This window comes from Martinezella lusitana (assembly GCF_014207095.1).
GTDB classification, from domain to species: Bacteria; Pseudomonadota; Alphaproteobacteria; order Rhizobiales; family Rhizobiaceae; genus Rhizobium; species Rhizobium lusitanum_B.
In genome coordinates, this window is sequence record NZ_JACHBG010000001.1 from 339,070 (window position 1) to 359,978 (window position 20,909).

Annotated in this window: 22 protein-coding genes; 11 read left to right on the forward strand and 11 right to left on the reverse strand. The window is 60.0% G+C overall.

Annotated features, from left to right (window positions below):
• The first annotated feature begins 94 nt into the window (after positions 1-94).
• Both GGD46_RS01655 and GGD46_RS01660 read left to right on the forward strand, forming a co-directional pair.
• Positions 95-478: an MbcA/ParS/Xre antitoxin family protein gene (locus GGD46_RS01655; RefSeq protein WP_184701187.1), complete on the forward strand. Its 384-nt coding sequence runs from the start codon at positions 95-97 to the stop codon at positions 476-478.
• On the forward strand, positions 438-1,205 hold the full coding sequence (locus tag GGD46_RS01660) for an RES family NAD+ phosphorylase (RefSeq protein WP_184701189.1): 768 nt from the start codon (positions 438-440) through the stop codon (positions 1,203-1,205). Before GGD46_RS01655 ends, GGD46_RS01660 begins: the two co-directional genes overlap by 41 nt.
• Here GGD46_RS01660 and GGD46_RS01665 read toward each other — a convergent pair.
• Positions 1,192-1,638, reverse strand: coding sequence for a MarR family winged helix-turn-helix transcriptional regulator (locus GGD46_RS01665; RefSeq protein WP_184701191.1), 447 nt, complete (start codon positions 1,636-1,638; stop codon positions 1,192-1,194). The genes GGD46_RS01660 and GGD46_RS01665 overlap by 14 nt on opposite strands.
• A 71-nt stretch (positions 1,639-1,709) precedes the next feature.
• Here GGD46_RS01665 and GGD46_RS01670 point away from each other — a divergent pair, with 71 nt between their 5' ends.
• Both GGD46_RS01670 and GGD46_RS01675 read left to right on the forward strand, forming a co-directional pair.
• Positions 1,710-2,435 carry a thioredoxin family protein gene (locus GGD46_RS01670; protein WP_184701193.1) on the forward strand — a complete coding sequence of 242 codons (726 nt, stop codon included), beginning with the start codon at positions 1,710-1,712 and terminating at the stop codon, positions 2,433-2,435.
• Between the two features lie 216 nt (positions 2,436-2,651).
• Positions 2,652-3,428 (forward strand): VOC family protein, encoded by a 777-nt coding sequence (locus tag GGD46_RS01675; protein WP_184701195.1) that lies wholly within the window; start codon positions 2,652-2,654, stop codon positions 3,426-3,428.
• Positions 3,429-3,555: 127 nt separating this feature from the next.
• Here the strand turns inward: GGD46_RS01675 and GGD46_RS01680 are convergent, their stop codons facing one another.
• Positions 3,556-5,070 (reverse strand): helicase HerA-like C-terminal domain-containing protein, encoded by a 1,515-nt coding sequence (locus tag GGD46_RS01680; RefSeq protein WP_184701197.1) that lies wholly within the window; start codon positions 5,068-5,070, stop codon positions 3,556-3,558.
• Positions 5,071-5,399: 329 nt separating this feature from the next.
• On the opposite strand from GGD46_RS01680, the gene GGD46_RS01685 reads away from it, so the two are divergent.
• The 4 genes from GGD46_RS01685 to GGD46_RS01700 all read left to right on the forward strand — a co-directional run bounded on the left by GGD46_RS01685 (position 5,400) and on the right by GGD46_RS01700 (position 8,863).
• A complete protein-coding gene (locus tag GGD46_RS01685) occupies positions 5,400-5,795 on the forward strand; it encodes a hypothetical protein (protein ID WP_184701199.1) in 396 nt (131 codons plus the stop codon).
• A gap of 157 nt (positions 5,796-5,952) precedes the next feature.
• Positions 5,953-7,314 carry a metallophosphoesterase family protein gene (locus GGD46_RS01690; RefSeq protein WP_184701201.1) on the forward strand — a complete coding sequence of 454 codons (1,362 nt, stop codon included), beginning with the start codon at positions 5,953-5,955 and terminating at the stop codon, positions 7,312-7,314.
• An 85-nt stretch (positions 7,315-7,399) separates the two neighbouring features.
• Complete coding sequence (locus GGD46_RS01695) at positions 7,400-8,263, forward strand: carbon-nitrogen hydrolase family protein (RefSeq protein WP_184701203.1); 864 nt, start codon at positions 7,400-7,402, stop codon at positions 8,261-8,263.
• Positions 8,264-8,548: 285 nt separating this feature from the next.
• Complete coding sequence (locus tag GGD46_RS01700) at positions 8,549-8,863, forward strand: hypothetical protein (protein ID WP_210325423.1); 315 nt, start codon at positions 8,549-8,551, stop codon at positions 8,861-8,863.
• Between the two features lie 61 nt (positions 8,864-8,924).
• Here the strand turns inward: GGD46_RS01700 and zwf are convergent, their stop codons facing one another.
• The 4 genes from zwf to GGD46_RS01720 all read right to left on the reverse strand — a co-directional run bounded on the left by zwf (position 8,925) and on the right by GGD46_RS01720 (position 14,394).
• A complete protein-coding gene (gene zwf, locus GGD46_RS01705; protein WP_184701206.1) occupies positions 8,925-10,445 on the reverse strand; it encodes a glucose-6-phosphate dehydrogenase in 1,521 nt (506 codons plus the stop codon).
• A gap of 228 nt (positions 10,446-10,673) precedes the next feature.
• On the reverse strand, positions 10,674-11,444 hold the full coding sequence (gene tam / locus GGD46_RS01710) for a trans-aconitate 2-methyltransferase (RefSeq protein ID WP_184701209.1): 771 nt from the start codon (positions 11,442-11,444) through the stop codon (positions 10,674-10,676).
• A gap of 14 nt (positions 11,445-11,458) precedes the next feature.
• Positions 11,459-13,018 carry a TerC family protein gene (locus tag GGD46_RS01715; protein WP_184702207.1) on the reverse strand — a complete coding sequence of 520 codons (1,560 nt, stop codon included), beginning with the start codon at positions 13,016-13,018 and terminating at the stop codon, positions 11,459-11,461.
• Between the two features lie 335 nt (positions 13,019-13,353).
• Positions 13,354-14,394, reverse strand: a complete 1,041-nt coding sequence (locus GGD46_RS01720; RefSeq protein ID WP_184701211.1) for a zinc-dependent alcohol dehydrogenase family protein — start codon at positions 14,392-14,394, stop codon at positions 13,354-13,356.
• Between the two features lie 309 nt (positions 14,395-14,703).
• Here GGD46_RS01720 and GGD46_RS01725 point away from each other — a divergent pair, with 309 nt between their 5' ends.
• Positions 14,704-15,591: a branched-chain amino acid aminotransferase gene (locus GGD46_RS01725; RefSeq protein ID WP_184701213.1), complete on the forward strand. Its 888-nt coding sequence runs from the start codon at positions 14,704-14,706 to the stop codon at positions 15,589-15,591.
• A 55-nt stretch (positions 15,592-15,646) separates the two neighbouring features.
• Here the strand turns inward: GGD46_RS01725 and GGD46_RS01730 are convergent, their stop codons facing one another.
• Positions 15,647-16,183, reverse strand: coding sequence for a GNAT family N-acetyltransferase (locus GGD46_RS01730; protein ID WP_184701216.1), 537 nt, complete (start codon positions 16,181-16,183; stop codon positions 15,647-15,649).
• Between the two features lie 344 nt (positions 16,184-16,527).
• Here GGD46_RS01730 and GGD46_RS01735 point away from each other — a divergent pair, with 344 nt between their 5' ends.
• Entirely contained in the window at positions 16,528-16,779 is a 252-nt protein-coding gene (locus tag GGD46_RS01735; protein ID WP_184701217.1) for a DUF1488 domain-containing protein, read from the forward strand.
• 5 nt (positions 16,780-16,784) lie between these two features.
• On the opposite strand, the gene GGD46_RS01740 is transcribed toward GGD46_RS01735, so the two are convergent.
• From GGD46_RS01740 to GGD46_RS01750, 3 genes are all read right to left on the reverse strand, one after another.
• Positions 16,785-18,014, reverse strand: coding sequence for an MFS transporter (locus GGD46_RS01740; protein ID WP_184701219.1), 1,230 nt, complete (start codon positions 18,012-18,014; stop codon positions 16,785-16,787).
• The gene (locus GGD46_RS01745; RefSeq protein ID WP_184701221.1) at positions 18,011-18,697 is read right to left on the reverse strand and encodes a YbhB/YbcL family Raf kinase inhibitor-like protein; all 687 of its coding nucleotides are present in this window, start codon (positions 18,695-18,697) and stop codon (positions 18,011-18,013) included. The genes GGD46_RS01740 and GGD46_RS01745 overlap by 4 nt, the downstream gene beginning before the upstream one ends.
• 108 nt (positions 18,698-18,805) lie before the next feature.
• Positions 18,806-19,621, reverse strand: coding sequence for a helix-turn-helix transcriptional regulator (locus GGD46_RS01750; RefSeq protein WP_184701223.1), 816 nt, complete (start codon positions 19,619-19,621; stop codon positions 18,806-18,808).
• 175 nt (positions 19,622-19,796) lie between these two features.
• Between GGD46_RS01750 and GGD46_RS01755 the strand changes: the two genes are divergently transcribed.
• Positions 19,797-20,144: a nuclear transport factor 2 family protein gene (locus GGD46_RS01755; RefSeq protein ID WP_184701224.1), complete on the forward strand. Its 348-nt coding sequence runs from the start codon at positions 19,797-19,799 to the stop codon at positions 20,142-20,144.
• A gap of 3 nt (positions 20,145-20,147) precedes the next feature.
• On the opposite strand, the gene GGD46_RS01760 is transcribed toward GGD46_RS01755, so the two are convergent.
• Positions 20,148-20,795: an Asp/Glu racemase gene (locus GGD46_RS01760; protein WP_184701226.1), complete on the reverse strand. Its 648-nt coding sequence runs from the start codon at positions 20,793-20,795 to the stop codon at positions 20,148-20,150.
• Positions 20,796-20,909: the final 114 nt, after the last annotated feature.

Sequence of the window (20,909 nt, forward strand, 5' to 3'; positions counted from 1 at the left end):
CGAAATAAAACCGATCGGGAGCGGAGGCATAGCCTGCCGCTCCTTTTCTTTTGCAAGAAAGTTGCTATATCTTTTCTTAGGAAAGGATGCGGCTATGGCAAAAGCTCAAGCAATAAATCAAGCAAAGCCCGGCGAGGCGCTCGTCATCACCAAGGCGGTGGTCAATGCGGCCGAACGGCTTGGCTTGAACGCGCGCATACTGGCGGCGGTCATCGGGGTTTCGGAGGCGACAGTATCGCGCATGAAGCGGCAGGATCATCTTCTGGAGCGCGACAGCAAGCCGTTCGAGCTTGGTGTGCTTTTCGTTCGTCTCTTTCGCTCGCTGGATGCGATTGTTGGTGGTGACGAGACAGTGGCGCGACAGTGGCTGCGCAACGGCAATATCGCCTTTGCTGCCGCTCCCATCGACAGGATTACCTCGATTTCTGGTTTGACCGATGTCCTTGCCTATCTGGACGCCCGCCGCGCTCTCATCTGAGGCGAGGGCCATTTCCGGCCGTTATTGGCGGCTGGTGGAATCGCAGCATCAGGTCTCGACGCTGAAACTTGTCGATACGCTGGAAGAGCAGGCGCTTCTCGAAAATCTGCTGGAGGAAAGCAAGCCGGTCCTGCCGCCGGAATGCGTCGGGCTCGACTATCTGCTCGCCACACCCTTTCGTTATGGCGCCATCTACCCCCATGGGTCGCGTTTTCGTCGGGCAGGTCGCACGCTCGGCGTTTTCTACGCCTCGGAGCAGGTGGAGACCGCTTTGGCGGAGATGAGTTTCTACAGACTGCTGTTCTTCCGCGACTCTCCTGACACGCCGCTGCCTGCCAACGCGGCCGAATATACCGCTTTCGCCGCGGCGATCGCCACGAAGGCGGTGATCGATCTCACCGCGCCTCCTTTGGATCGCGATCGTCAGCAATGGACCAATCCGGTAAACTATGAGGCATGCCAGTCGCTCGCAGAAGCGGCGCGGTCGGGCGGCATCGAGGCGATCCTCTATCGTTCTGTCCGAGACCCCAAAGGGGGCAGGAACATCGCATTGCTGACTGCCAAGGCTTTTTCGGCTCGGGAGCCGGTGGAGCGTCAGACCTGGCGCATTCGACTGTCGCGCGCCGGCGTGCAGGCGCTGTGCGAATTTCCCCGGCGCCGTATCGGCTTCGAACGGCAGGATTTCGAGGGTGATCCCAGGCTGTCGACCGAGTTCAGAGCAGAGTAGCGAGATCTCGGCGCAGCTGGTCGCCATTACCATCCGGCAGCCGTTCCTCAAGGGCGGCATGCGTCACCTTCCAGACCGGAACCGCGGCAGCAAGCGCTGCCTTGCCTGACGGTGTCAGGCTAAGGAGGCGCGCGCGCCGATCGTTCGGATTGGGCGCGATGCTGACCCATCCGCGCCGCTCCAGCGGCTTCAGCGCGGCCGTCAACGTCGTCTGGTCAATCGCCAGAAGTGCCGTGACTGATCCCATGGATGCCGGCGCAGGCCTGTTCAACGACATCATAAGGGAAAATTGGCCGTTGGTCAGTCCGAACGGTCTCAGCGCTTCATCAAAGCGCCGGGCTAGCGCGCGGGCTGCGCGCTGCACATGCAGGCAGAGGCAGGTGTCACGCACTAACAGTGTGGTTTCAAAGGGGATTTCGACTGCGTTTGACATGGTTTATTAACATTGATATCAATGTATTTGTCAAGATTTGGGAATGAAAACGCCGGAGGAGGGCGCGGACAATGAACCAGGTCGTTTCCAGGGACGTGTGGCTCGAAGCCCGCCGTCAACTGCTCGCCAGAGAGAAAGAAGCAACCCATCTGCGCGATCGCGTCAATGCGGAGCGCCTGGCTTTGCCTTGGGTAAAGGTCGACAAAGATTATATTTTCGACACGCCGGCTGGCAGGAAGACGCTCGCCGATCTCTTCGATGGCCGCAGCCAGCTGATCGTCTATCATTTCATGCTCGGTCCCGATTGGGATGCCGGCTGCACCGGCTGCTCCTTCCTTGCCGATCATTTCGACGGGGCGCTTCCCCATCTCAACCATCATGACGTGACGCTGGTCGCCGTCTCGCGTGCGCCGCTGGAGAAGGTGGGCGCCTACAAGAAGCGCATGGGCTGGGGCTTCCCCTGGGTGTCGTCCTTCTCGAACGATTTCAACTTCGACTATCACGTTTCTTTCTCGAAGGAGCAGCTTGCCGGCGAGACGGTCTTCTACAACTTCACGCCGATGGATGCGGCCGAGGGGTATGATGAGCTTCCGGGTCTCAGTTCTTTCTACAAGGACGAATCCGGCAATATCTTCCATACCTATTCGAGCTATGCGCGTGGCCCCGAGGAACTGATCGGTACGCTGATGATCCTCGACCGGGCGCCGAAGGGTCGCAACGAGAGCAGCACAATGAATTTCGTGCGCCGCCATGACGAATATGAGGATGCTGCCAAGGCGCATTCCTGCTGCCATTGATGTATAATGGCGCGGCCTGGCGCAAGTTGCAGCAGGGCGGGGTTGATGCATTGCCCGTTCTGCCTAGTTGTAGCTGATGCGCGTCTGCCGAAGACTGACGAACCGGCCGATGGATCATCGTTTCGCCGTCACGTTTATCGGCGATGATGAGTTGCGCTGAGAGCCGGCTCAGGATGAGACCGATACTGCAACAATCATAATAGGGAGAGAGCTTCGATGGCTGAGAAGGGATATTTCGTCTGGTACGAGTTGATGACAACGGACATGAAGGCGGCGGAGGTCTTCTATAGCAAGGTTGTCGGCTGGGATGCCGCTGACGCCGGAATGCCTGATGTCGGAATGGACTACACGCTCTTCAGCGCCGGCGCCGGCCCCGTCGCTGGATTGATGATCCTGCCACAAGAGGCGAAAGCCATGGGCACGCCGCCTTGCTGGACCGGTTATATCGGCGTTCCCGATGTCGACGAAGCCACCAAGACGGTCGTTGGCAAGGGCGGCAAGACCTATCGCGAGCCGACGGATATTCCGGGCGTGGGTAGGTTTTCCGTTGTCTCCGATCCCTATGGCGCGGCCTTCTGCCTGTTTACGCCGCTACCGGGTCAGGATTGGGAGCCCGCAGCCCCTGCGACACCGGGATATTTCGGCTGGCACGAACTTTATTCCGGCGACGGTCCGAAGGCTTTCGATTTCTATAGCGAGATGTTCGGGTGGGAACTGAGCTCCGATTTCGATATGGGCCCGATGGGCAAGTACAAGATCTTCAAGATCGGCGATCGCGACTTCGGCGGCATCATGACCAAGCCGGCAGAAATGCCGATGGCCGCCTGGAATTTCTACATCAACGTTCCGGCGATCGACGCGGCAATCGCGCGCATCACCGAAGGCGGCGGCACGATCGTCAATGGTCCCATGGAAGTCCCCGGCGGCAGCTGGATCGTCCAGGCGACCGACCCGCAGGGAGCGTTCTTCTCGCTCGTCGCGCCGGTGCGCTGATCTCCACCCTCCCCTTGAGGGGGAGGGTCGGCCCGTAGGGCCGGGGTGGGGTGGTCTCCAGGTTTGCGGCATGTCACCCCGCCCGCGGCTTGGTCGTGATCTTCCCCGTCAAGGGGGAGGTGTCGACTTACCTCTTGAAACTGCCGAGGATGCCTCGCACGATGGCGCGGCCTACCTGCGTGGCGACCGTGCGCGCCACGCTTTTCAGTGCAGCTTCCATGATCGTCTCCCGCTGGTAGCCCGAGCGACCACGGCCGGCCGGTTTATTGCTGTCTCCGCCAAAGCCGGGTAGCGTCCAGCCATCGCCTGCGTTGCCGCTCTGCTGCTCGGAAGCCTTGCGGGCGCGCTCGGTCAGGATCTCATAGGCGGATTCTCGATCGATCGTTTGGTCGTAGATGCCTGCCACCGGGCTGGCATGCATGACGGCCTGACGCTCCGTATCGTTAAGCGGGCCGATGCGGCCGGCAGGCGGCCGGATCAGTGTGCGCTCGACGATCGATGGCGCACCCTTGCCCTCCAGCATCGACACCAGTGCTTCGCCGGTGCCGAGCGTCGTGATGACTTCGGCGCAATCGAAGGCGGGATTGGGCCGGAAAGTGGAGGCTGCCGTCTGCACGGCTTTCTGCTCGCGCGGCGTATAGGCGCGCAGGGCATGCTGGACGCGATTGCCAAGCTGGGCCAGCACGGTTTCGGGCACATCGAGCGGGTTTTGGGTGACGAAATAGACGCCGACGCCCTTGGAGCGGATCAGGCGCACCACTTGCTCGACGCGCTCGATCAGCACTTTCGGCGCATCGTTGAAGAGCAGGTGCGCTTCATCGAAGAAGAAGACCAGTCTCGGCTTTTCCGGATCGCCCACCTCGGGCAGTTCCTCGAACAGTTCCGACAGCAGCCACAGCAGAAAGGTCGCATAGAGCCGCGGGTTCATCATCAGCTTGTCGGCCGCAAGCACGGAAACCTGGCCGTATCCGTCGTTGCTGACCCGCATGATGTCGGAGATCTTCAGGGCGGGTTCGCCGAAGAAGTTTTCCGCACCCTGCTGTTCCAGCACGAGCATTGCACGCTGGATCGAGCCGACTGAGGATTTCGAGATCAGGCCATATTTGCTGGAAAGCTCGCTGGCATTGTCGCCCATATAGTTCAGCAGCGCCTGCAGGTCCTTGAGATCCAGCAGCGCCAGGCCATTTTCGTCGGCAATTTTGAAGGCGATGTTGAGCACGCCTTCCTGCGCTTCGGAAGCATCCATCAATCGTGCCAGCAAAAGCGGTCCCATCTCGGCGATGGTCGCGCGAACGCGGTGGCCCTTCTCGCCATAGAGATCCCAGAAGATGACCGGAAACTGATCGAATTCATAAGGCGAAAGGCCAATTTCCTCGGCACGCTTCAGCAGGAAATCCTTGGCTTCGCCTTTGACGGCAATGCCGGAGAGATCGCCCTTGATATCAGCGCAAAAGACAGGCACGCCGGCCTTGGAAAAGCCTTCCGCCAATACCTGGAGAGTCACCGTCTTGCCGGTGCCGGTGGCGCCGGTGACGAGGCCGTGGCGGTTGCCGAATTTCAGCGTCAGGAACTCGTCCTTGTTGATGCTTTCATCCGGATTGCGGCTCGCGCCGACGAAAATCTGTCCATCCTGCTGCGGCATGGTGTCGTCTCCCTTAGAGCATGATGCCGAAAAGTGTCACCGGTTTTCGGACGACATCATGTTCTACCTATTTGATTCCGGAACCGGATGATTTTGGATCGATTCGATCCAAAATCATCCGGTTCCAGGGCGGCGGCACAGCAACCCTTTTGGGGCTGCAAGGGCCATTCATTGATTTGTCCTGACACTGTTATAAGAACTCGAATGAAGGGGGACAACCATTCGCGTCACGGTTCCGCTTCTGGTAGAATGACGGTGCCCGGCGCGGCTTGTGTCGGCTGCTTCATTGAGTTACGTTGACGTTAACGTCGTAAAGGCAGGAGGCCACAGTGAACGAAGTTATTGATCAGATCGCGACCAAAGCCGGCATCGCTCCGGACCTCGCGGAGAAGGCCGTCGGCATGATCCTCGGCTTCCTGCAGCGCGAAGCTCCGGAAGGCCCCGTTACCAAGATGATCGAATCCTTCCCCGGCGCAACTGATCTGGTCGCCCAGTACGGCGGTGACGCCTCGGGTGGCGGCGGTCTTCTCGGCGGTCTCTTGAGCGCGGTTGGCGCCGGCGGTGGGATCATGGGCCTCGGCCAGCAGCTGATGAGCACCGGCCTCGGCATGGGCGATATCACCTCGCTCGCCAAGGAAACGGTTGCGACCGCCCGGCAATATGCCGGCAACGATGTCGTGGACCAGGTGGTGAATTCCGTTCCAGGCCTCAGCCAGTTCATCTGACGCCAAGCAAGGGCCTTCTCGTTTCGCGAGGGGCTGGCTCGGCAAACCTTACCTCGCGAATTGGCGGGTCCGGTTCGCAGTACTGGTTTTGATTGCTTCAATTCTCCGACCTTCGCTCCTCTAGGGGCGAGGGTCGTCCTTTTTAAGGAGAACGTTGATGTCTGTCGGCCTCATCCGCTCGCTTGTGCCCGCCGGCCCAGGTCACCAGTTCGTTCTTTACGGTGATTCCTGTTCGGGCGTTCCGGGCGCGTTGCATGAAAGAACCTTCGCCGCTGTCAACGCAGTGTTGCGGCGGCTTGATCCGCCGCCTGAATTTATTCTATTTCCCGGCGACGAGGTCATCGGCCTCACGCCCGATCCGGACGAGCTGCGTGCACAATGGCGGCATTGGCTCGACCATGAGATGGCTTGGCTTGATCGCGATCAGACGCCGCTCTGGCACACGACAAGCAACCACACGACCTACGACGAAATGAGCGAAAGGATTTTCCGCGAGGTGCTCCGCCTGCCGGAAAATGGGCCGCTGGGGCAGGAGGGGCTATCCTATTGGGTTCGGCGCGGCGACCTGCTGTTGGTCTTCGTCCATACGTTGTGGACTGGTTTGGGTGGTGAGGGCCATGTCGAAACCGAGTGGCTGGAGGCGACATTGAGGGCGCATGCCGACGCGAGACATAAAATCGTTCTCGGCCATCATCCCGTTTTCCCGGTCAACGGTTACTCCGGCACTTATCAGCGTGAGATCGGCCACGAATATACAACGCCTTTCTGGGATATTCTCGTGGAAGCGGATGTCCTGGCTTATGTTTGTAGCCATATGCTCGCCTTCGACGTTCAGGTTCATCGCGGCGTTCTACAGCTTTGTACGGCAGGCGCCGGAACGGCGCACAGGATGCCGGAAGGGGTGGAATATCTTCATTGCGTTCAGGCGGCACTGGATGCGGAAGGATTGCGCTATCAGGTGCTGGACGCGGACGGCTTGGTCCGTGAACGGTTGCAATGGCCTTTCAAGCCAGTCGGAACTTCGCGGGAGCTATCGCCCGGATTGCATGATGTCGGCTTCGGTGGCTTGAAGGGTGCCGATTGTATCGTTCAGCTCAAGATCACCGGGCATATGGCGGATGGGTCATATGCGCCGGCGCAGACCTTGTTCTCCGTTTTCGATTCTCATAGCACCGCCAAGCTATGGCTCGGGCTGCGCGGCCCGCGTCAGACACTGACCTTGGTCCTTGGCCGCGATCCCGGCCGCAGTCCGCACCATTGGTTCGGACCGGATCTCTCACCTGGAAAGGCGCTCGACATCGACATCGACATTGCTCTGCATGCCGGCATGGGGCCGGGTGGTATGCTCTATAGGATGCGGGCCGATCACGGATGGAGTTCATTCTGTGGGGCTTCCGCAACGGGTCTGGAGCATACTGTCTGGCCGGAACGATGGAGCGTCGGGCATGGTCAAGGCGGCGCGGCGGACCGCCCCTTCATGGGTAGCGGGCTGAGCATTAAAGTCGGATACAAATGTTAGCGCAGCGCCAGCCAGTGCCGTCCATTGCCATCTCGGACTCTGCTAAGCTCTGAGCAGCGCGAGTCGGGCGCCGAGAGGTATTGGCATGGCGAAATGGGATGGTGCCTATACCTGGCATAAGCGGCCATCAGCCGTTGGCGCGCCGGACCGGCTGCGGGTGGCGACAGCGCAAATTCCTGTTGGCCACGATATTGCAGAAAATGTCGCCAGGATGCGGTCGCTCATCGAGGCAGCGGCAAAGGCCAGTGCAGATGTCGTGCATTTCCCAGAATGTGCATTGTCCGGTTATGGTTCGGCCAATTGGCCCGAATGGACCGGCTTCGATTGGGGCGCCCTTCATGCGGCGCTGGAGGCCGTCCGATCAGCGGCGCGGACCTATCGTGTCTGGGTCGTGACCGGCTCGGTTCATCGTGACGAAGCCACCGACAAGAAATTTAATTCGATCTATGTCGTGGATCGCGAGGGTAATCTCGTCGGCCGCTATGACAAGCGCTGCTGCTCGACCAACGACTTGCGCGCTTTCGAACTGGGTCACCACCAGCTTGTCGTGGATATCGACGGCGTCGCCTGTGGCTTCCTGATTTGCCGCGACTGGGGTTTCAATGAACTCTGGCGGGACTATGAGGGGCGCGTCGAGTTGATCTTTCATTGCGCATGCTCTGACGGGCATGGACGGGACAAGAATGAAACATTCACTATACCGGCTCTAATGCAGGGCTATGGCAGGCAATATCTGTATGCGATCAGTTCGGCAAATTCCTGTCGGCCCGGTCAGGACTATCCGAGCTTCTGGATTGAGCGCGGCGGCTATATGGGGAGGCAGGCAACCCGGCATGAAGCTGGCTTCATGCTCAACGCACTTGCCGATGATCCGGAACAGGATCGCTTCTTCGCTGCCGTGCTGCAAGCCCGTCGGGCGGAACGAGTTCTATACGGGCTTACCGAATAGAAGTTGGATCGGCCTGTATCGGCACCCGCCGACACCGGCCTATTTTCAGCTTCAAACTCTCTTGCCGCTCGAGGCCCCGTCGATCTGATGCCATTTTGCGACCATCGCGCACCATTTTTGGCTTGGCGCTATGAGGGTTTGCCGAGGTGCAAGCGGCTGAAGATGCCGCTCCTTGCAGACTCGCTCTTACAGCAAATTTATATAGCGCCTTTAACCGAAGAGCGCTTGCAGCTTCTGCTTGCACATTGTAGTCGGTGTCGGAGCTATCTGGGGGGACAGGGTAATATGAAGCGGCTTTTCGCAGTTGTTGCACTTATTGGGTTAGCTGGTTGCCAAGGCGTCTCAAGTTACTTTCCAGGATCAAAAGTTGTAAAAATCGATGGTGTCGAATATTCGGTCAGGCCGCTTTCGAGCAAAAACTCTTGGCAAGCGGCCTTGAATCACCCAACCGGCGCATCGCTGTTGATTATCGACCCAAATATCTACGCCGGCAATGTGAGAGCGATGGAAGCAGCAACCGGCTGTACAGTCCTTAGAGAGACGGTTCAGAATTCGGATAACTTCACAATTGCTGCGGTGGACTGCTCAAAAAAACCGTGAAGAGCTGATAGAGGCGTAGCTGAAAGGGCCGGCACCCACCGACACCGGCCCGTTTTCAGCCTCAAACTCTTTTACCGCTCGCGGCCCCGTCGATCTGGTGCCACTTGCGGCCATCGCGTTCGATGAGTTCGTCGGCGGAAGCCGGGCCTGAGCTGCCGGGAGCATAAGGATCGGGCTTGCCGCCTTCGGCCCAGAGATCGAGGAAGGGCTGCACGGCCGCCCAGCCTGCCTCGATGCCGTCGGCGCGCTGGAAGAGGGTCTGGTCGCCGACGAAAAGTTCGTAGAACAGGCTTTCGTAGCCGGTCTGCTTGCCGATGTCGAAATTGTCGGCGTAGCGGAAGTCGAGTGAAACCGGCGCGGTTTTCAGCACCAGCCCCGGTGATTTGATCGAGATTTCCATATCCAGGCCTTCGTCAGGCTGCACCTGGATGATCAGCCTGTTCGGAGGCAGCTCCGGTTGGGTGCCGTGACGAGGGAATTGCGCAAAGGGTACCTGGCGGAAGGTGATGACCACTTCCGTATCGCGCGCCTTCATCGCCTTGCCGGTGCGCAGATAGAACGGTACGCCCGCCCAGCGCCAGGTGTCGACGAGAAGCTTCAGCGCCACGAAGGTTTCGGTATTGCTATCGGGAGATACATCCGGCGTCTGGGTAAAGGCCGGCAGATCGCGGCCGGCGATCGGGCCGGCCGTATAGGCGCCGCGCACGCCGTTTTGGGCTGCTTCTTCGCGCGAATAGGCGCGCAAGGCTTTCAGCACCTTGCCTTTTTCGTTGCGGATCGATTCCGCATCGAAGCTGTTCGGCGGCTCCATTGCCACCATCGCCAGCAGCTGGAAGAGATGGTTCGGGACCATGTCGCGCAGCGCGCCGGTCGCGTCATAGAATTTGCCGCGGGTGCCGACATCGACAAGCTCGGCCGCCGTGATCTGCACGTGGTCGATATAGTTGTTGTTCCACAAGGCTTCGATCATCATGTTGGCGAAGCGCGTCGTCATGATGTTCTGGACGGTTTCCTTGCCGAGGAAATGGTCGATGCGGTAGATCTGGCTTTCGTGGACATGATTAAGCAGCCGCGCATTTAGGGCCTGCGCCGAGGCAAGATCGTGGCCGAAGGGCTTCTCGATCGCGATGCGGCGGAAGGCGCCGGTCGCCTCGTTCATCAGCCCGTTCTCGGATAGCTTTTCGGCGATGTCGCCAAAGAATTGCGGCGGTACGGCGAAATAGAACGCCGCATTAGCGCTTGGTGCATTCGATAGGTAATCGGCGATTTGTTTGTAGACGCCGTTCTGCGTGAAATCGCCCGAGATATAGCTGATGCGCTTGCTCAGGCTCTGCCACGCGGCCTGACGCTGTGGATCATCCATGTCGCCGGAGGTCTTGAGGAAGGCTTCCAGCCGCCCCAGCAGCATGTCCACGCCGCCGGTCTCGATGCCGACGCCGAGGATGTGCAGATCCTCTCCCACAAGCCCGCTGCGGGTCATGTTGATCAGCGTCGGGATAAGCAGGCGCCGGGTGAGATCGCCAGCGGCGCCGAAGATTACGAATGTCAGTGGCGGGGCGGGTGCGACGTCGGGGGTGGTCATGAGCGCTTCTCCTTGCGGCGGCCATAAAGGGGGCTTCTGGACGACATCGACTATCTCCTCGGAGCTATTGCTGTTTCAGCTTTGGCTGCTGATGTTCTACTGCATAATTCCTTAAATCGAAATCGATTTAGGGACAAAATTATGCAGCAGATTTAACGTGTTACAGTGACCTTTGCGCGCCAGATGTGGCGCGCGGCGCCGTCGGCAGACTTTGGGGGAGGGAGTATCCTACTTCTTAACGGCGATCATGAAGAGCCGGGGAAAGCGCAAAAGCACCTTGCCATCGGCCAGCGGCGGATAGGCATTCTCGATATGCTTCAGATACTCGGCGGTGAAAGCATCGCGATGCTCGGCGCCGGCATGGTCGAGATAGGGGCGCAGGCCTGTGCCCTTTACCCATTCGACGATCGCAGCCGCATTTTCCAGCGCGTGATTGTAGTTGGTGTGCCAGATATCGACCCGAGCCGATTTGCCGATCAGCCTGCTATAGTAGACCGAGGGGGCGGGAAGCGGATTGCGGCGCACGCTCTTCTTGGCAAAGACTTGGCTCCATGGACCGCTCTTGCCGGTTTCCTCCATTATAAGATGGCTTGGCTCGTTCAGATTGTCCGGCATTTGCACGGCAAGCACGCCGCCCGGCTTCAGGCCATCCATTAAATGGTCGAGAATATCGAGATGGTTCGGCAGCCACTGAAAGACGGCATTGGCAAAGAGCAGGTCGACAGGCTTCTCGGGACGCCAGGTCGCGAGATCGGCTTTGGCGAAGACCGTGCCGGGCATGCGCTTGCGCGCCGCTTCCAGCATGTTGTCGTCGCTATCGAGGCCAGAGACGCCGACGGCACCGTATCGCTCGACGATCAGTTCCGTCGAATTGCCTGGGCCGCAACCGAGGTCGATCGCTCGCTCGACGCTTGCCAGCGGCACCTGCGCCAGGAGATCCCGCGCCGGGCGCGTGCGTTCATCCTCGAATTTCACGTACTGGCCAGCAGACCATGCCATGAGTCTATCCTCTTCTAGATTGCATATTCCAACGGTTGGATCCGGACCTTGTCGATATTTCGGCCATTGAGTTTGACCACTTCAAAGGCCAGTCGGCCGGAGTTGAAGCGCTCGCCTTCGTGCGGAAAATGGCCGAGGCCCCACAGGATGAATCCGGCAAGGGTCGAGTAGCGATCGGTTTCGTCAACAAGATCGATGCCGACCAGCTTGGAGAGATGGCGAATGTCGATCCAGCCGTCGACGGTCAGCGACCCATCCTCGCCCTTGTCGATCGTCAGCCGCTCATCCTCCTCGTCGGGGAATTCGCCGGCGATTGCCTCGAAGAGATCCGTCGTCGTCACTAGTCCTTCGATCTCGCCATATTCGTCCAAGACCAGTGCCATCGCTTGGTTTGTCTGGCGCAACCGCTCCATGAGCTTGAGAACGTTGATGCTCTCGTGCACGGCGAGCGGCTGGCGGATCGAGCGTTCCACATCGATCTCGCCCTTTTCCATGAGGTCGCGCAGGACGTCGCGTGCGCTGGCGGTGCCCACGAAATCGTCGAGGCTGCCGCGCACGACCGGGAAGCGCGAATGACCCATCTCGATGACGCGGCGCTGCTGCTCTGCCCGCGGTTTGTCGAGATCCAGCCAGGCGATATCAGTACGCGGCGTCATAATCGAGCGGACCGAACGGTCGGCAAGCGTCAGCACGCCATGGATCATATCCTTCTCCTCGGTGGAGAACACTTCTTCGTTGACGGTCTGCTCGGCTCTCTTCTCGGCGGGCTCGCCGAGCGTACCCTGCGGTCGTTTGGCGCCGAGAAGTCCGAGCACGGCATCGGCTGTGCGATTGCGGATATTGCTCGGCGTGATCAGCCGCTCCTTGTTGCGGCGGGCGAGCTGGTTCAGCGTTTCGATGATGATCGAGAAACCAATGGCGGCATAGAGATAGCCCTTCGGTACATGGAAGCCGAAGCCTTCGACGACCAGCGAGAAGCCTATCATCATCAGAAAGCCGAGGCAGAGGATGACCACGGTCGGATGTTTCGAAACGAAGGCCATCAGCGGCCTCGAGAGGAACAGCATGACGGCGACCGCGACGATGACGGCGACCATCATGATCGAGAGTTCCTGCACCATGCCCACGGCCGTGATGACGCTGTCGAGCGAGAAGATCGCGTCAAGCACGACGATCTGCACGATCACCTGCCAGAAGACGGCGTGGACGAGCTTCTTCTCGCCCTGCGCCTCATGCCCTTCCAGCCGCTCGTGCAGCTCCATCGTGCCCTTGAACAGCAGGAACAGGCCGCCGAAAATCAGGATGAGATCGCGGCCGGAGAGACCGAAGCCCCAGACGGAGATCAGCGGCGTCGTCAGCGTCACGACCCACGCGATGGAGGCAAGCAGCGCGAGGCGGATGATCAGCGCCAGTGCCAGGCCGATCATGCGGGCGGCGTCGCGCTGGTGCGGCGGCAGCTTATCGGCCAGAATCGCAATGAAGACGAGATTGTCGATACCGAGAACAATCTCGAGAACGATCAGGGTAGCAAGACCGATCCAGGCGGAAGGGTCGGATAGCCAGTCGAAGATCATCAATGTGCAAGCTTGGCGCCGGCCGTGACGAGCCCGCCAATTCTTTCCTTCTGTTTGTCGAGTGAGATGCCGCGCGCCATTGCCATCGCGCGGCTGATACAGCCGTCGCTATCCGGATCGCTATTTGTCGGGCCGGTTTTCCTGGAGCAGGAACTATGAGGCTCGCTATCGGGCATGGGCGGCAATCTGGGCACGAAATGACATTTGTGCAAGGGCACTAGATGAAAGAGTCTATCCCGATTGCATGACAGTTTTTCGAAAGCGCGCCTTCATCGTTCGGTTGAACCGCAAAAGCTAGGTCAATCCTGAGGTTTCCTGCGCCTCAAGGGCTGGGTTCAAAATTGCGTGATGACGCTGATGCCCTTGCCCTCGGCTTTGTCGAGCGTCATCAGCGCGGGAACCGCCTCTTCCAGGCTGATCTTGCGGCCGATGAGCTTCTGCGGCGCGATCTTGCCGGCGGCAAGCATGTCGAGCATGGCATCGTAGCGCCAGGCCTGCATGCCGTGGCTGCCGTAGATTTCCAGCTCATGGCCGATGACCTGCGCCATGGGGATTTGCGGCGTAGCATAGTCGCCGAGCATGAGGCCGACCTGCACGTGCCGGCCGCGGCGGCGCAGGTTCTTGATGGAGTTGAAGCAGGTCGTGGGGTGGCCGAGCGCATCGATCGAGACATGGGCACCGCCCTTGGTAATCTCGCGCACCGCCTCGCTAACGTCAGCCACGCTAGCCGCATTGATCGTCGCCACGGCCCCGCATTCGCGGGCGAAGGCCAGCTTCTCGTCGGAAATGTCGATGGCGATGGCATTGGCGCCAAGGGCACTTGCGATCATGATTGCCGAAAGGCCGACGCCGCCGCAGCCATGCACGGCGATCCATTCGCCTGGCCGTGTCTTTGCCTGGTCGGCAACGGCTCGGAACGAGGTGGCGAAGCGGCAGCCGAGACTTGCCGCTGTCGCATCGTCGATCGTCTCGGGCAGGTGAACGAGATTGGTGTCGGCATAATCGATCGCAACATATTCGGCGAAGGAACCCCAGTGGGTAAAGCCCGGCTGGAATTGGCTCGGGCAGACCTGCTGGTTGCCGGAATGACATTCGGCGCAGTGGCCGCAGCCGGAAACGAAGGGAACGGTGACGCGATCACCGACCTTGAAACGGACGACGCCGCGACCCGTCGCGACGACCTTGCCGGCGAGCTCATGGCCCGGCACATGCGGCAGCTTGATATCCGGATCGTGCCCCATCCAGCCATGCCAGTCGCTGCGGCAGAGCCCGGTCGCGCCGACGGCGATAACAACACCGTCCTCGCCCGGCGTCGGATCGGGCAGGGTACGGATCTCGGGCGTTGCCTCGAAACACTCGTAATACATCGCTTTCATCGGAGTTCTCCCTGTTTGCCTGCCATCCGTACGGTCCATCATTTTTCCTGATGAACCCATTCGTCAAGTTGTTGTTTCGGCGCATGAAAATTGCGCTATGAATGCGGTATCGGGCGCTTTGTTGCAAATGGATTTTGCCGCGCAGTTTCTGCTTGACCCTGAGATTGCGCGGCTATTTGCTCTTCGCCACCAGAGCAATTCCGGGAAAAGTGCGTAGCGGTTTTCCGTCCGGAATTGCGTAAAAACAAAAAGATGGAGCGGTTCACAGATTACGTGAAAAGCTGAGCCGCTCAAAGAGAGGAAACACCCATGTCCGTCGATACGTCGCCCCGCTCCACCACCTGGACCCATGTCGAAGGAGAGTGGCTCTCCGGCAATCCGCCGCTCATCGGGCCGACCTCGCATGCCATGTGGCTCGCCTCGACCGTGTTCGACGGCGCGCGCTGGTTCGATGGCATCGCGCCCGATCTCGATCTGCATTGCCAGCGTGTCAACCGTTCTGCCGTTGCCATGGGCCTGAAGCCGGTCAAGACGGCTGAAGAGATCGAAGCGCTCGCCTGGGAAGGCATCAAGAAGTTCGACGGCAAGACGCCGATCTACATCAAGCCGATGTATTGGGGCGAGCATGGCTCGGCCGGCAGCGTTGTCGCGGTCGATGCGGAATCGACGCGTTTCGCGCTCTGCCTGTTCGAAGCGCCGCTCGGCGGCAATGGCGGCATCACGCTCACCGTTTCGCCCTTCCGCCGCCCGTCGCCGGAAACGGCGATGACCGACGCCAAGGCAGGCTCGCTCTATCCGAACAGCGGCCGCATGATTCTGGAAGCGAAGAAGCGCGGCTTCGACAATGCGCTCGTCTGCGACATGAACGGCAACGTGGCCGAAACCGCCGCATCCAACGTCTTCATGGTCAAGGACGGCATCGTTTACACGCCGATCGCCAACCGCACCTTCCTTGCCGGCATCACTCGCGCCCGTGTCATCGGCCTGCTGCGCCAGGAAGGTTTTGACGTCCGTGAAGAAACGCTCACAGTGGAGCAGTTCAAGGCCGCTGATGAGGTTTTCACGACAGGCAATTATTCCAAGGTTGTCGGGGTCAAGCGCCTGGACGATCGCGAATTCCAGGAAGGACCGGTCGCCCGCAAGGCGCTGGAGCTTTATATGGATTGGGCACACGGCCGCAGCGCCAGCGAAGAGTGAGCGCTCTATCAACGTTCTGAAGCGCTGATCCGGTGGCGCCGAGCTTTCCGCCGGATCAGTATGCTGATGCGTTCGTTTCGAAGGCGGCCCTGTCGATCTGATAGGATGCAAACGGCTGATCGAGATATCTCGTCTCATGCCTTGCCGAGAGGCCAAGTTTTTGGGCAACTCGTATCGACGCAACATTGCCGGGAGCGATATCGGCAATCACATATTCGAGGCGGAGCGTAGCAAAGGCGTGGGTAAGAACCGATCTTGCTGCCTCCGTCGCAAACCCCTTGCCCCAGGCGGTTCTATTCAGTCGCCAACCGATCTCTATTTCCGGTCCGACTGCATCTGCGGGGATCAGTAAAACCCAGCCGAGAAATTGCTGACGATTTTTCTTGGCGAAGATTGACCAATAGCCGAGACCCGCTCCGAAATCAGCTGTGATGCGGCCCGTCAGAAATAGTCGGTGCGCCTCCGGATCGTTCCACGGCCCCGGAATGAATTTCGTCACCTCCGGATCGCGATCCATGGCGAGGCAATCCTCGATATCCTTCATCGCACGCGGGCGCAGGATCAGCCGGTCGGTTTCAAAAGTCGGTAGCACTGATGTTTCCCAAGGTTGTCGACGTGGTTTGCGAGATGCAAGCGAAGATCCATGGCGATAATCTAGGCGCGAACTCAATCCAAAATAAGCGGCGCGAAGACAGCTTTTATGCTATTGTGAATTTGGTCGGCACAACCACTAAGGAGGCCGCCATGAAGATCTCCCTTCCTGCTTCCGTCTATCTTTTCGACTATCACGGCTGTTCCTGCAGCTTTGCGTCGTCGCAGCGATCGGCTTCGTCATCTATTCGATGCTGTTCGGATTGACCTGGTGACATCGAAAGCAATCGAAGCCGTCTGCCCTCTTTGGGACGCCGGATCTGTTTTGTTATGGAGTACTCGACGATGGGCCTGAACTTTCCTAACCGCAGCCGTAGCTACGACGCTTCGGCAAACCGAATCCGTTTTACCGGTCATGACGGCATGTTCGAGGTTCCGTTTCTCGTCGATGCCGATGTCTTTCCGGGAGCCAGCACCGAAGCGGGTTACCTTGCCGCCTTCGATGCCGGACGTGATGTGATTCAGAAGGCCGCCGCGAAAGCCTATGGCTACACGCGACGGCGCCTCTACATCCTGACGGCTAGCGATTTTCGCTGACGAGGCTATTCCGTTTCCCTCTTCGGGCTCACCCACCAGCAATAGACCGCGCCGAGCGCTAGCAGCACGCATGTGCCCAGGAAGACGGCGCGCATGCCGATATGGCCAGCGACAAAGCCGCCCATCACAGGCCCTGCCACCTGACCGACATATTGCGATGAGATGGAAAGGCCGAGGATGCTACCCGTCGCCGCATCGGGAACGTTGTGCCGGATGACGGCGGTGATGCAGGGCAGGAGCCCCCCGAGCGCAATGCCCATCAGGAAGCGCAGCGCGATCAGTTGCCAGGCCGACGTGACGAAGGCCTGAGGGATGAGCAGCAGCGCCGCGACGGCAGGGACCGCCATGATGACGCTCCAGTAGCCGATGCGGTCGGCGAGCTTGCCGAGCCAGGAGGACGACAGGATGCTGCCGAGCGCCGCAGCGGCCATGACGATGCCCGACACCATCGTCACGTTGGCGTCCGTGACGAATTGCGCGACATAGACTGTTATGATCGGCTCGATCGACATATTGGCGAGCATCAAAAGCAGGCCGAGTGACAGCATGGCAATGACCGGACGTTTGTCCGGAATGGAGGCCCAACTGCCGCTTGCCTTTGCCGCCTTCTTCCGCGCCGTGGATTTCTCCTCCTTGATCAGGAAGGTCGTTGCCAGGAAGGTGAAGAAGATCACGCCGCCGGCCAGCAGGAAGGTGCCGCGAATGCCGATAACAGGCGGCAGCGCGCCGCCGATCAGCGGTCCCACCAGATTGCCCGCCATGATGCCCGCGGACAGCGTGCCGAGCGCCCATGCGGAACGATGCTTCGGTGTCTGCGCGGCCACCAGTACCATCGATCCCGAGGCATAGCCGCCAGCAAGGCCGGTGAACAGCCGCAGCGCCACCAACTGCCAGACATTGCCGGCCATGCCCATCAGCGAGATCGCGACCGTCATGCCGAGGCTGGCGCGGATCAGCATCAGCTTGCGGCCGTAGATATCGCCGAGCCGCCCCCAGAGCGGCGCGACAAAAGCGGCGGCAAAGAAGGTGGCGCCATAGGCAATGCCGGACCATTGCACGATCGCGGCCTTATCACTGACGCCGAGTTCTTCCACATAGAGCGGCAGGAAGGGGAGCAGCAGTGTCATCGCCACGATCGTGGTGAACGAACCGACGAGGCAGATGATCAGGTTCCGCATCCAATGTGCGGTTTCCGGCTCAGCCGGTGCGATTGCATCCCATCTCGTCTCGGTCATTTCTCGGCCTTTGCATTCAATGTGTAAAATAATTCCTGGCTGCCCGATGCCAGGATGTGCCCCTTCGCGGCGGCGATCAGATCGGCGCGGGTGAAGAGATCGGGAAGCTTCAGTTGGTCGACGTCGAGGGCATAGACGGTGACGTGGTAGCTGTGAATGCGCTCGTCATTCCAGGGCGGGCAGGCGCCCATGTAGCCGCCATGCGGCCCATTCCTCAAATTGCCGCCGCCGGCTCCGTTCTGACCGCGCCGTCCGTAGGCCGTGCGTTCAAGCGGCAAGCCGCCTGAGGAAGGGCCGTCTCCGTCCGTGCCTTCGGCAAGGCTGGTGCGCGACGCCGGGATATCGACCAGCACCCAATGAACGAACTCCATCCGCTTGAAGTCTTTCGGAATGGTTTTGTCAGCCTTGTTGAACAGCGAGAAATCGGTGGGAACGTCGGGGTCGACCATGGTCACCGCATAGGAGCGGGTTCCCTCTGGCCCCTTCGACCAAGAGACGCCGAGGCTTTTGTTCGGTCCGGGCGCCGACTTGTCGGATCCCGTCGCGATGCAGGAGGCGTTCTCCGGCAGCAGCATCCGGCCGTTGCTCTTTGCGAAGGTCACCTTGAGATCGGCCGAGAGCGCCGGCGTGGCGGCGGCAGCTGTGATGGCAATGGCGTTCAGAACTTTGAGCATGGTTTTCATGATGTTGCCCTTTCATGTTGCGGCTCCTGTGAGCCTTCGAGGACAGGGTCTAACAAATTCGGAACGAGCGACTGCGCACGCAAACGCTCAAAATGCGGTCGGAAACGCTCACGCGCTGCGAAGTCGATCGGCAAAGCGGCGTGGCGAGCGATAGCCGGTGGCAAGGGCCGCTTCGCGCAGAGACAACCCGTCTTCCGCCAGAAGGGTCGTTGCAAGCGCCACGCGCTCGCTTGCGAGAACATCGCGCAACGCTGCGCCTTCGCGCGACAGACGGCGGCGCAGTGTCGCATTGCTGGTGCCGAGTTCAGCGGCAATGAGATCGGCCGTCCAGGAGCGATCCGGCTGCCAGCGCACCAGCGCCCGCACAGCCTCGGCTGTGGTCTCGGGCGAGCCGGGCAGGGCGCCGCGCAATCCGAGCACCATGAGGATTTCGAGAAGCCTGTGCTCGATCAAAGGGGTCGGCATGTTGCCCTCAGCAATGCCTTCACCGGCATGGCTGATGGCCGCCGCCAGCAATGGATCAAGGGGTAACTCCGCCTGTGTGGCGATCTGGGCAGGTGGAAATGCCTTTGCCGCCCGGCGCGTCAACTCCTCGGGAAAGGTAATGAAGATCGCCCGATACACGCCCGTCTGTGGATCTGGGTCGTTGACCACATCACCGCTCCAGCCGGCGGGCAGCACGATCACCGTGCCAGCCGTAAAGTGCCGTTGCCGTCCCATGCTGACGATTTCCTTGGAACCTTCGAGCACGGCGACGATTGAGACCTGTGAAAAGGCCGAGCCGGCAATGCGCTCGCGTTCGCGTGTGACGAAGGTGAAAAGCGTCGAATAGCTGCCGACGCCGGTCGGCGTGACCGCCGGGCGGTTGTCCTTCGCTGCCAAGCGGCGCAGCTTTTCCAACATGTGATGATGAGCCTCGGACACGGCGATGGCTTCCTGCTTCGATGGGGTTGGCGCGGAGTTTGGACCACGTCCAAGGCAATGCCAAGTCCGCAAACCGCCTTGTTGGTTCGCTCACCTTATGTTATTAACCGATTGCGTTTTGCAATCGGTATCTGCCGGACGGACATGACGCCACCGGCTGCCAAGGAGGAGACACATGACGAATTCCCTGGACGATGCCCGCTGCGACACGGTCAAACGCCTCTTCGCCGCCTATCTGGCCCAGCGTCCCGAGATCGTGGATGCGATGTTGGCGCCGGATTTCACCTTTTCCAGCCCGCGCGACGATCATATCGACCGGAAGAGCTACTTCGAGCAATGCTGGCCGAAGGAAAAGACCTTCCGCGACATTCATATCGAACATCTGTTGGCCGATGGCGACGATGTGATCGTCGGCTATCGCGCCGAGAAGATGGATGGCGGCAGCTTTCGCAATGTCGAGCTGATCCGCTTTGCCGGTGATCGCATCTTGGAGGTGAACGTCTATTTCGGCCGAAACCTGTAAAAACTAGCCCGCAATCTTCGCCATGGCTGCCGCAAGCGCAGTCACCGGACCGCTCATCGGTTGCCGATAGCCTTCCGGCAGAAGACGCCCTGCATCGGTCATGGACGCTTGCGCGAAGGCGATGGTGACAGCACCTTCGCCGTATGCTGCCTTGACGGCATCGGCTATCGACGCGAGATAGCCGGACAGATCACCGGCACGAAACAGCGCCCAGGCACCCGGCACCAACCGAACCTCGATCTCGGCGCCTGTCGCCTTCGCCGCCGCCTCGAAAAGCGCCGTCGTCGGGGCGAGCGTCGTTTCCACTGTGCATAGTACGATGATCTTGCCGCCAGCCCTGACGGCCTCGTCGGCAAGCGTAGCATCCGCTCGAATAATATGTGCCGCCGCGCCCGGTGCCACTTTCGTCGCTGCCGGTCCGAGCGTTGAGCAGTTGAGCACCACGGCATCGGCATCCTCGGCGAGATGCCAAAGGAGAGCAGCCGTTTCGCCGGAAATCTCTTCGGTCAACCGTCCGGCCGCTTCGGCGGAGAGAAGAAGGTCGGCACGGACATGGTGACGCAGCGTACCATCGGGCAGTCCGAGCACCCTCGCTGCAGTCTCATAGATGGCAATGTTGCTTTCGGCAGTGTGTAGGCAAGCGATTGTCACGGGGAATTTCTCATCAGGGCGAACTCCGGCGAAACTAGCTGCGGCTCCTGCCTTTGTCGACATTCCATCCCGGTGTCGCGGCGTGCATCCCGATACCGATGTATTCAATAAGGT

Coding starts and splice junctions, on each gene's coding strand:
- GGD46_RS01655 (WP_184701187.1), top strand. CDS start 95: ATGGCAAAAGCTCAAGCAATAAATCAAGCAAAGCCCGGCGAGGCGCTC.
- GGD46_RS01660 (WP_184701189.1), top strand. CDS start 438: ATGTCCTTGCCTATCTGGACGCCCGCCGCGCTCTCATCTGAGGCGAGG.
- GGD46_RS01665 (WP_184701191.1), bottom strand. CDS start 1,638: ATGTCAAACGCAGTCGAAATCCCCTTTGAAACCACACTGTTAGTGCGT.
- GGD46_RS01670 (WP_184701193.1), top strand. CDS start 1,710: ATGAACCAGGTCGTTTCCAGGGACGTGTGGCTCGAAGCCCGCCGTCAA.
- GGD46_RS01675 (WP_184701195.1), top strand. CDS start 2,652: ATGGCTGAGAAGGGATATTTCGTCTGGTACGAGTTGATGACAACGGAC.
- GGD46_RS01680 (WP_184701197.1), bottom strand. CDS start 5,070: ATGCCGCAGCAGGATGGACAGATTTTCGTCGGCGCGAGCCGCAATCCG.
- GGD46_RS01690 (WP_184701201.1), top strand. CDS start 5,953: ATGTCTGTCGGCCTCATCCGCTCGCTTGTGCCCGCCGGCCCAGGTCAC.
- GGD46_RS01695 (WP_184701203.1), top strand. CDS start 7,400: ATGGCGAAATGGGATGGTGCCTATACCTGGCATAAGCGGCCATCAGCC.
- GGD46_RS01700 (WP_210325423.1), top strand. CDS start 8,549: ATGAAGCGGCTTTTCGCAGTTGTTGCACTTATTGGGTTAGCTGGTTGC.
- zwf (WP_184701206.1), bottom strand. CDS start 10,445: ATGACCACCCCCGACGTCGCACCCGCCCCGCCACTGACATTCGTAATC.
- tam (WP_184701209.1), bottom strand. CDS start 11,444: ATGGCATGGTCTGCTGGCCAGTACGTGAAATTCGAGGATGAACGCACG.
- GGD46_RS01715 (WP_184702207.1), bottom strand. CDS start 13,018: ATGATCTTCGACTGGCTATCCGACCCTTCCGCCTGGATCGGTCTTGCT.
- GGD46_RS01720 (WP_184701211.1), bottom strand. CDS start 14,394: ATGAAAGCGATGTATTACGAGTGTTTCGAGGCAACGCCCGAGATCCGT.
- GGD46_RS01725 (WP_184701213.1), top strand. CDS start 14,704: ATGTCCGTCGATACGTCGCCCCGCTCCACCACCTGGACCCATGTCGAA.
- GGD46_RS01735 (WP_184701217.1), top strand. CDS start 16,528: ATGGGCCTGAACTTTCCTAACCGCAGCCGTAGCTACGACGCTTCGGCA.
- GGD46_RS01740 (WP_184701219.1), bottom strand. CDS start 18,014: ATGACCGAGACGAGATGGGATGCAATCGCACCGGCTGAGCCGGAAACC.
- GGD46_RS01745 (WP_184701221.1), bottom strand. CDS start 18,697: ATGAAAACCATGCTCAAAGTTCTGAACGCCATTGCCATCACAGCTGCC.
- GGD46_RS01755 (WP_184701224.1), top strand. CDS start 19,797: ATGACGAATTCCCTGGACGATGCCCGCTGCGACACGGTCAAACGCCTC.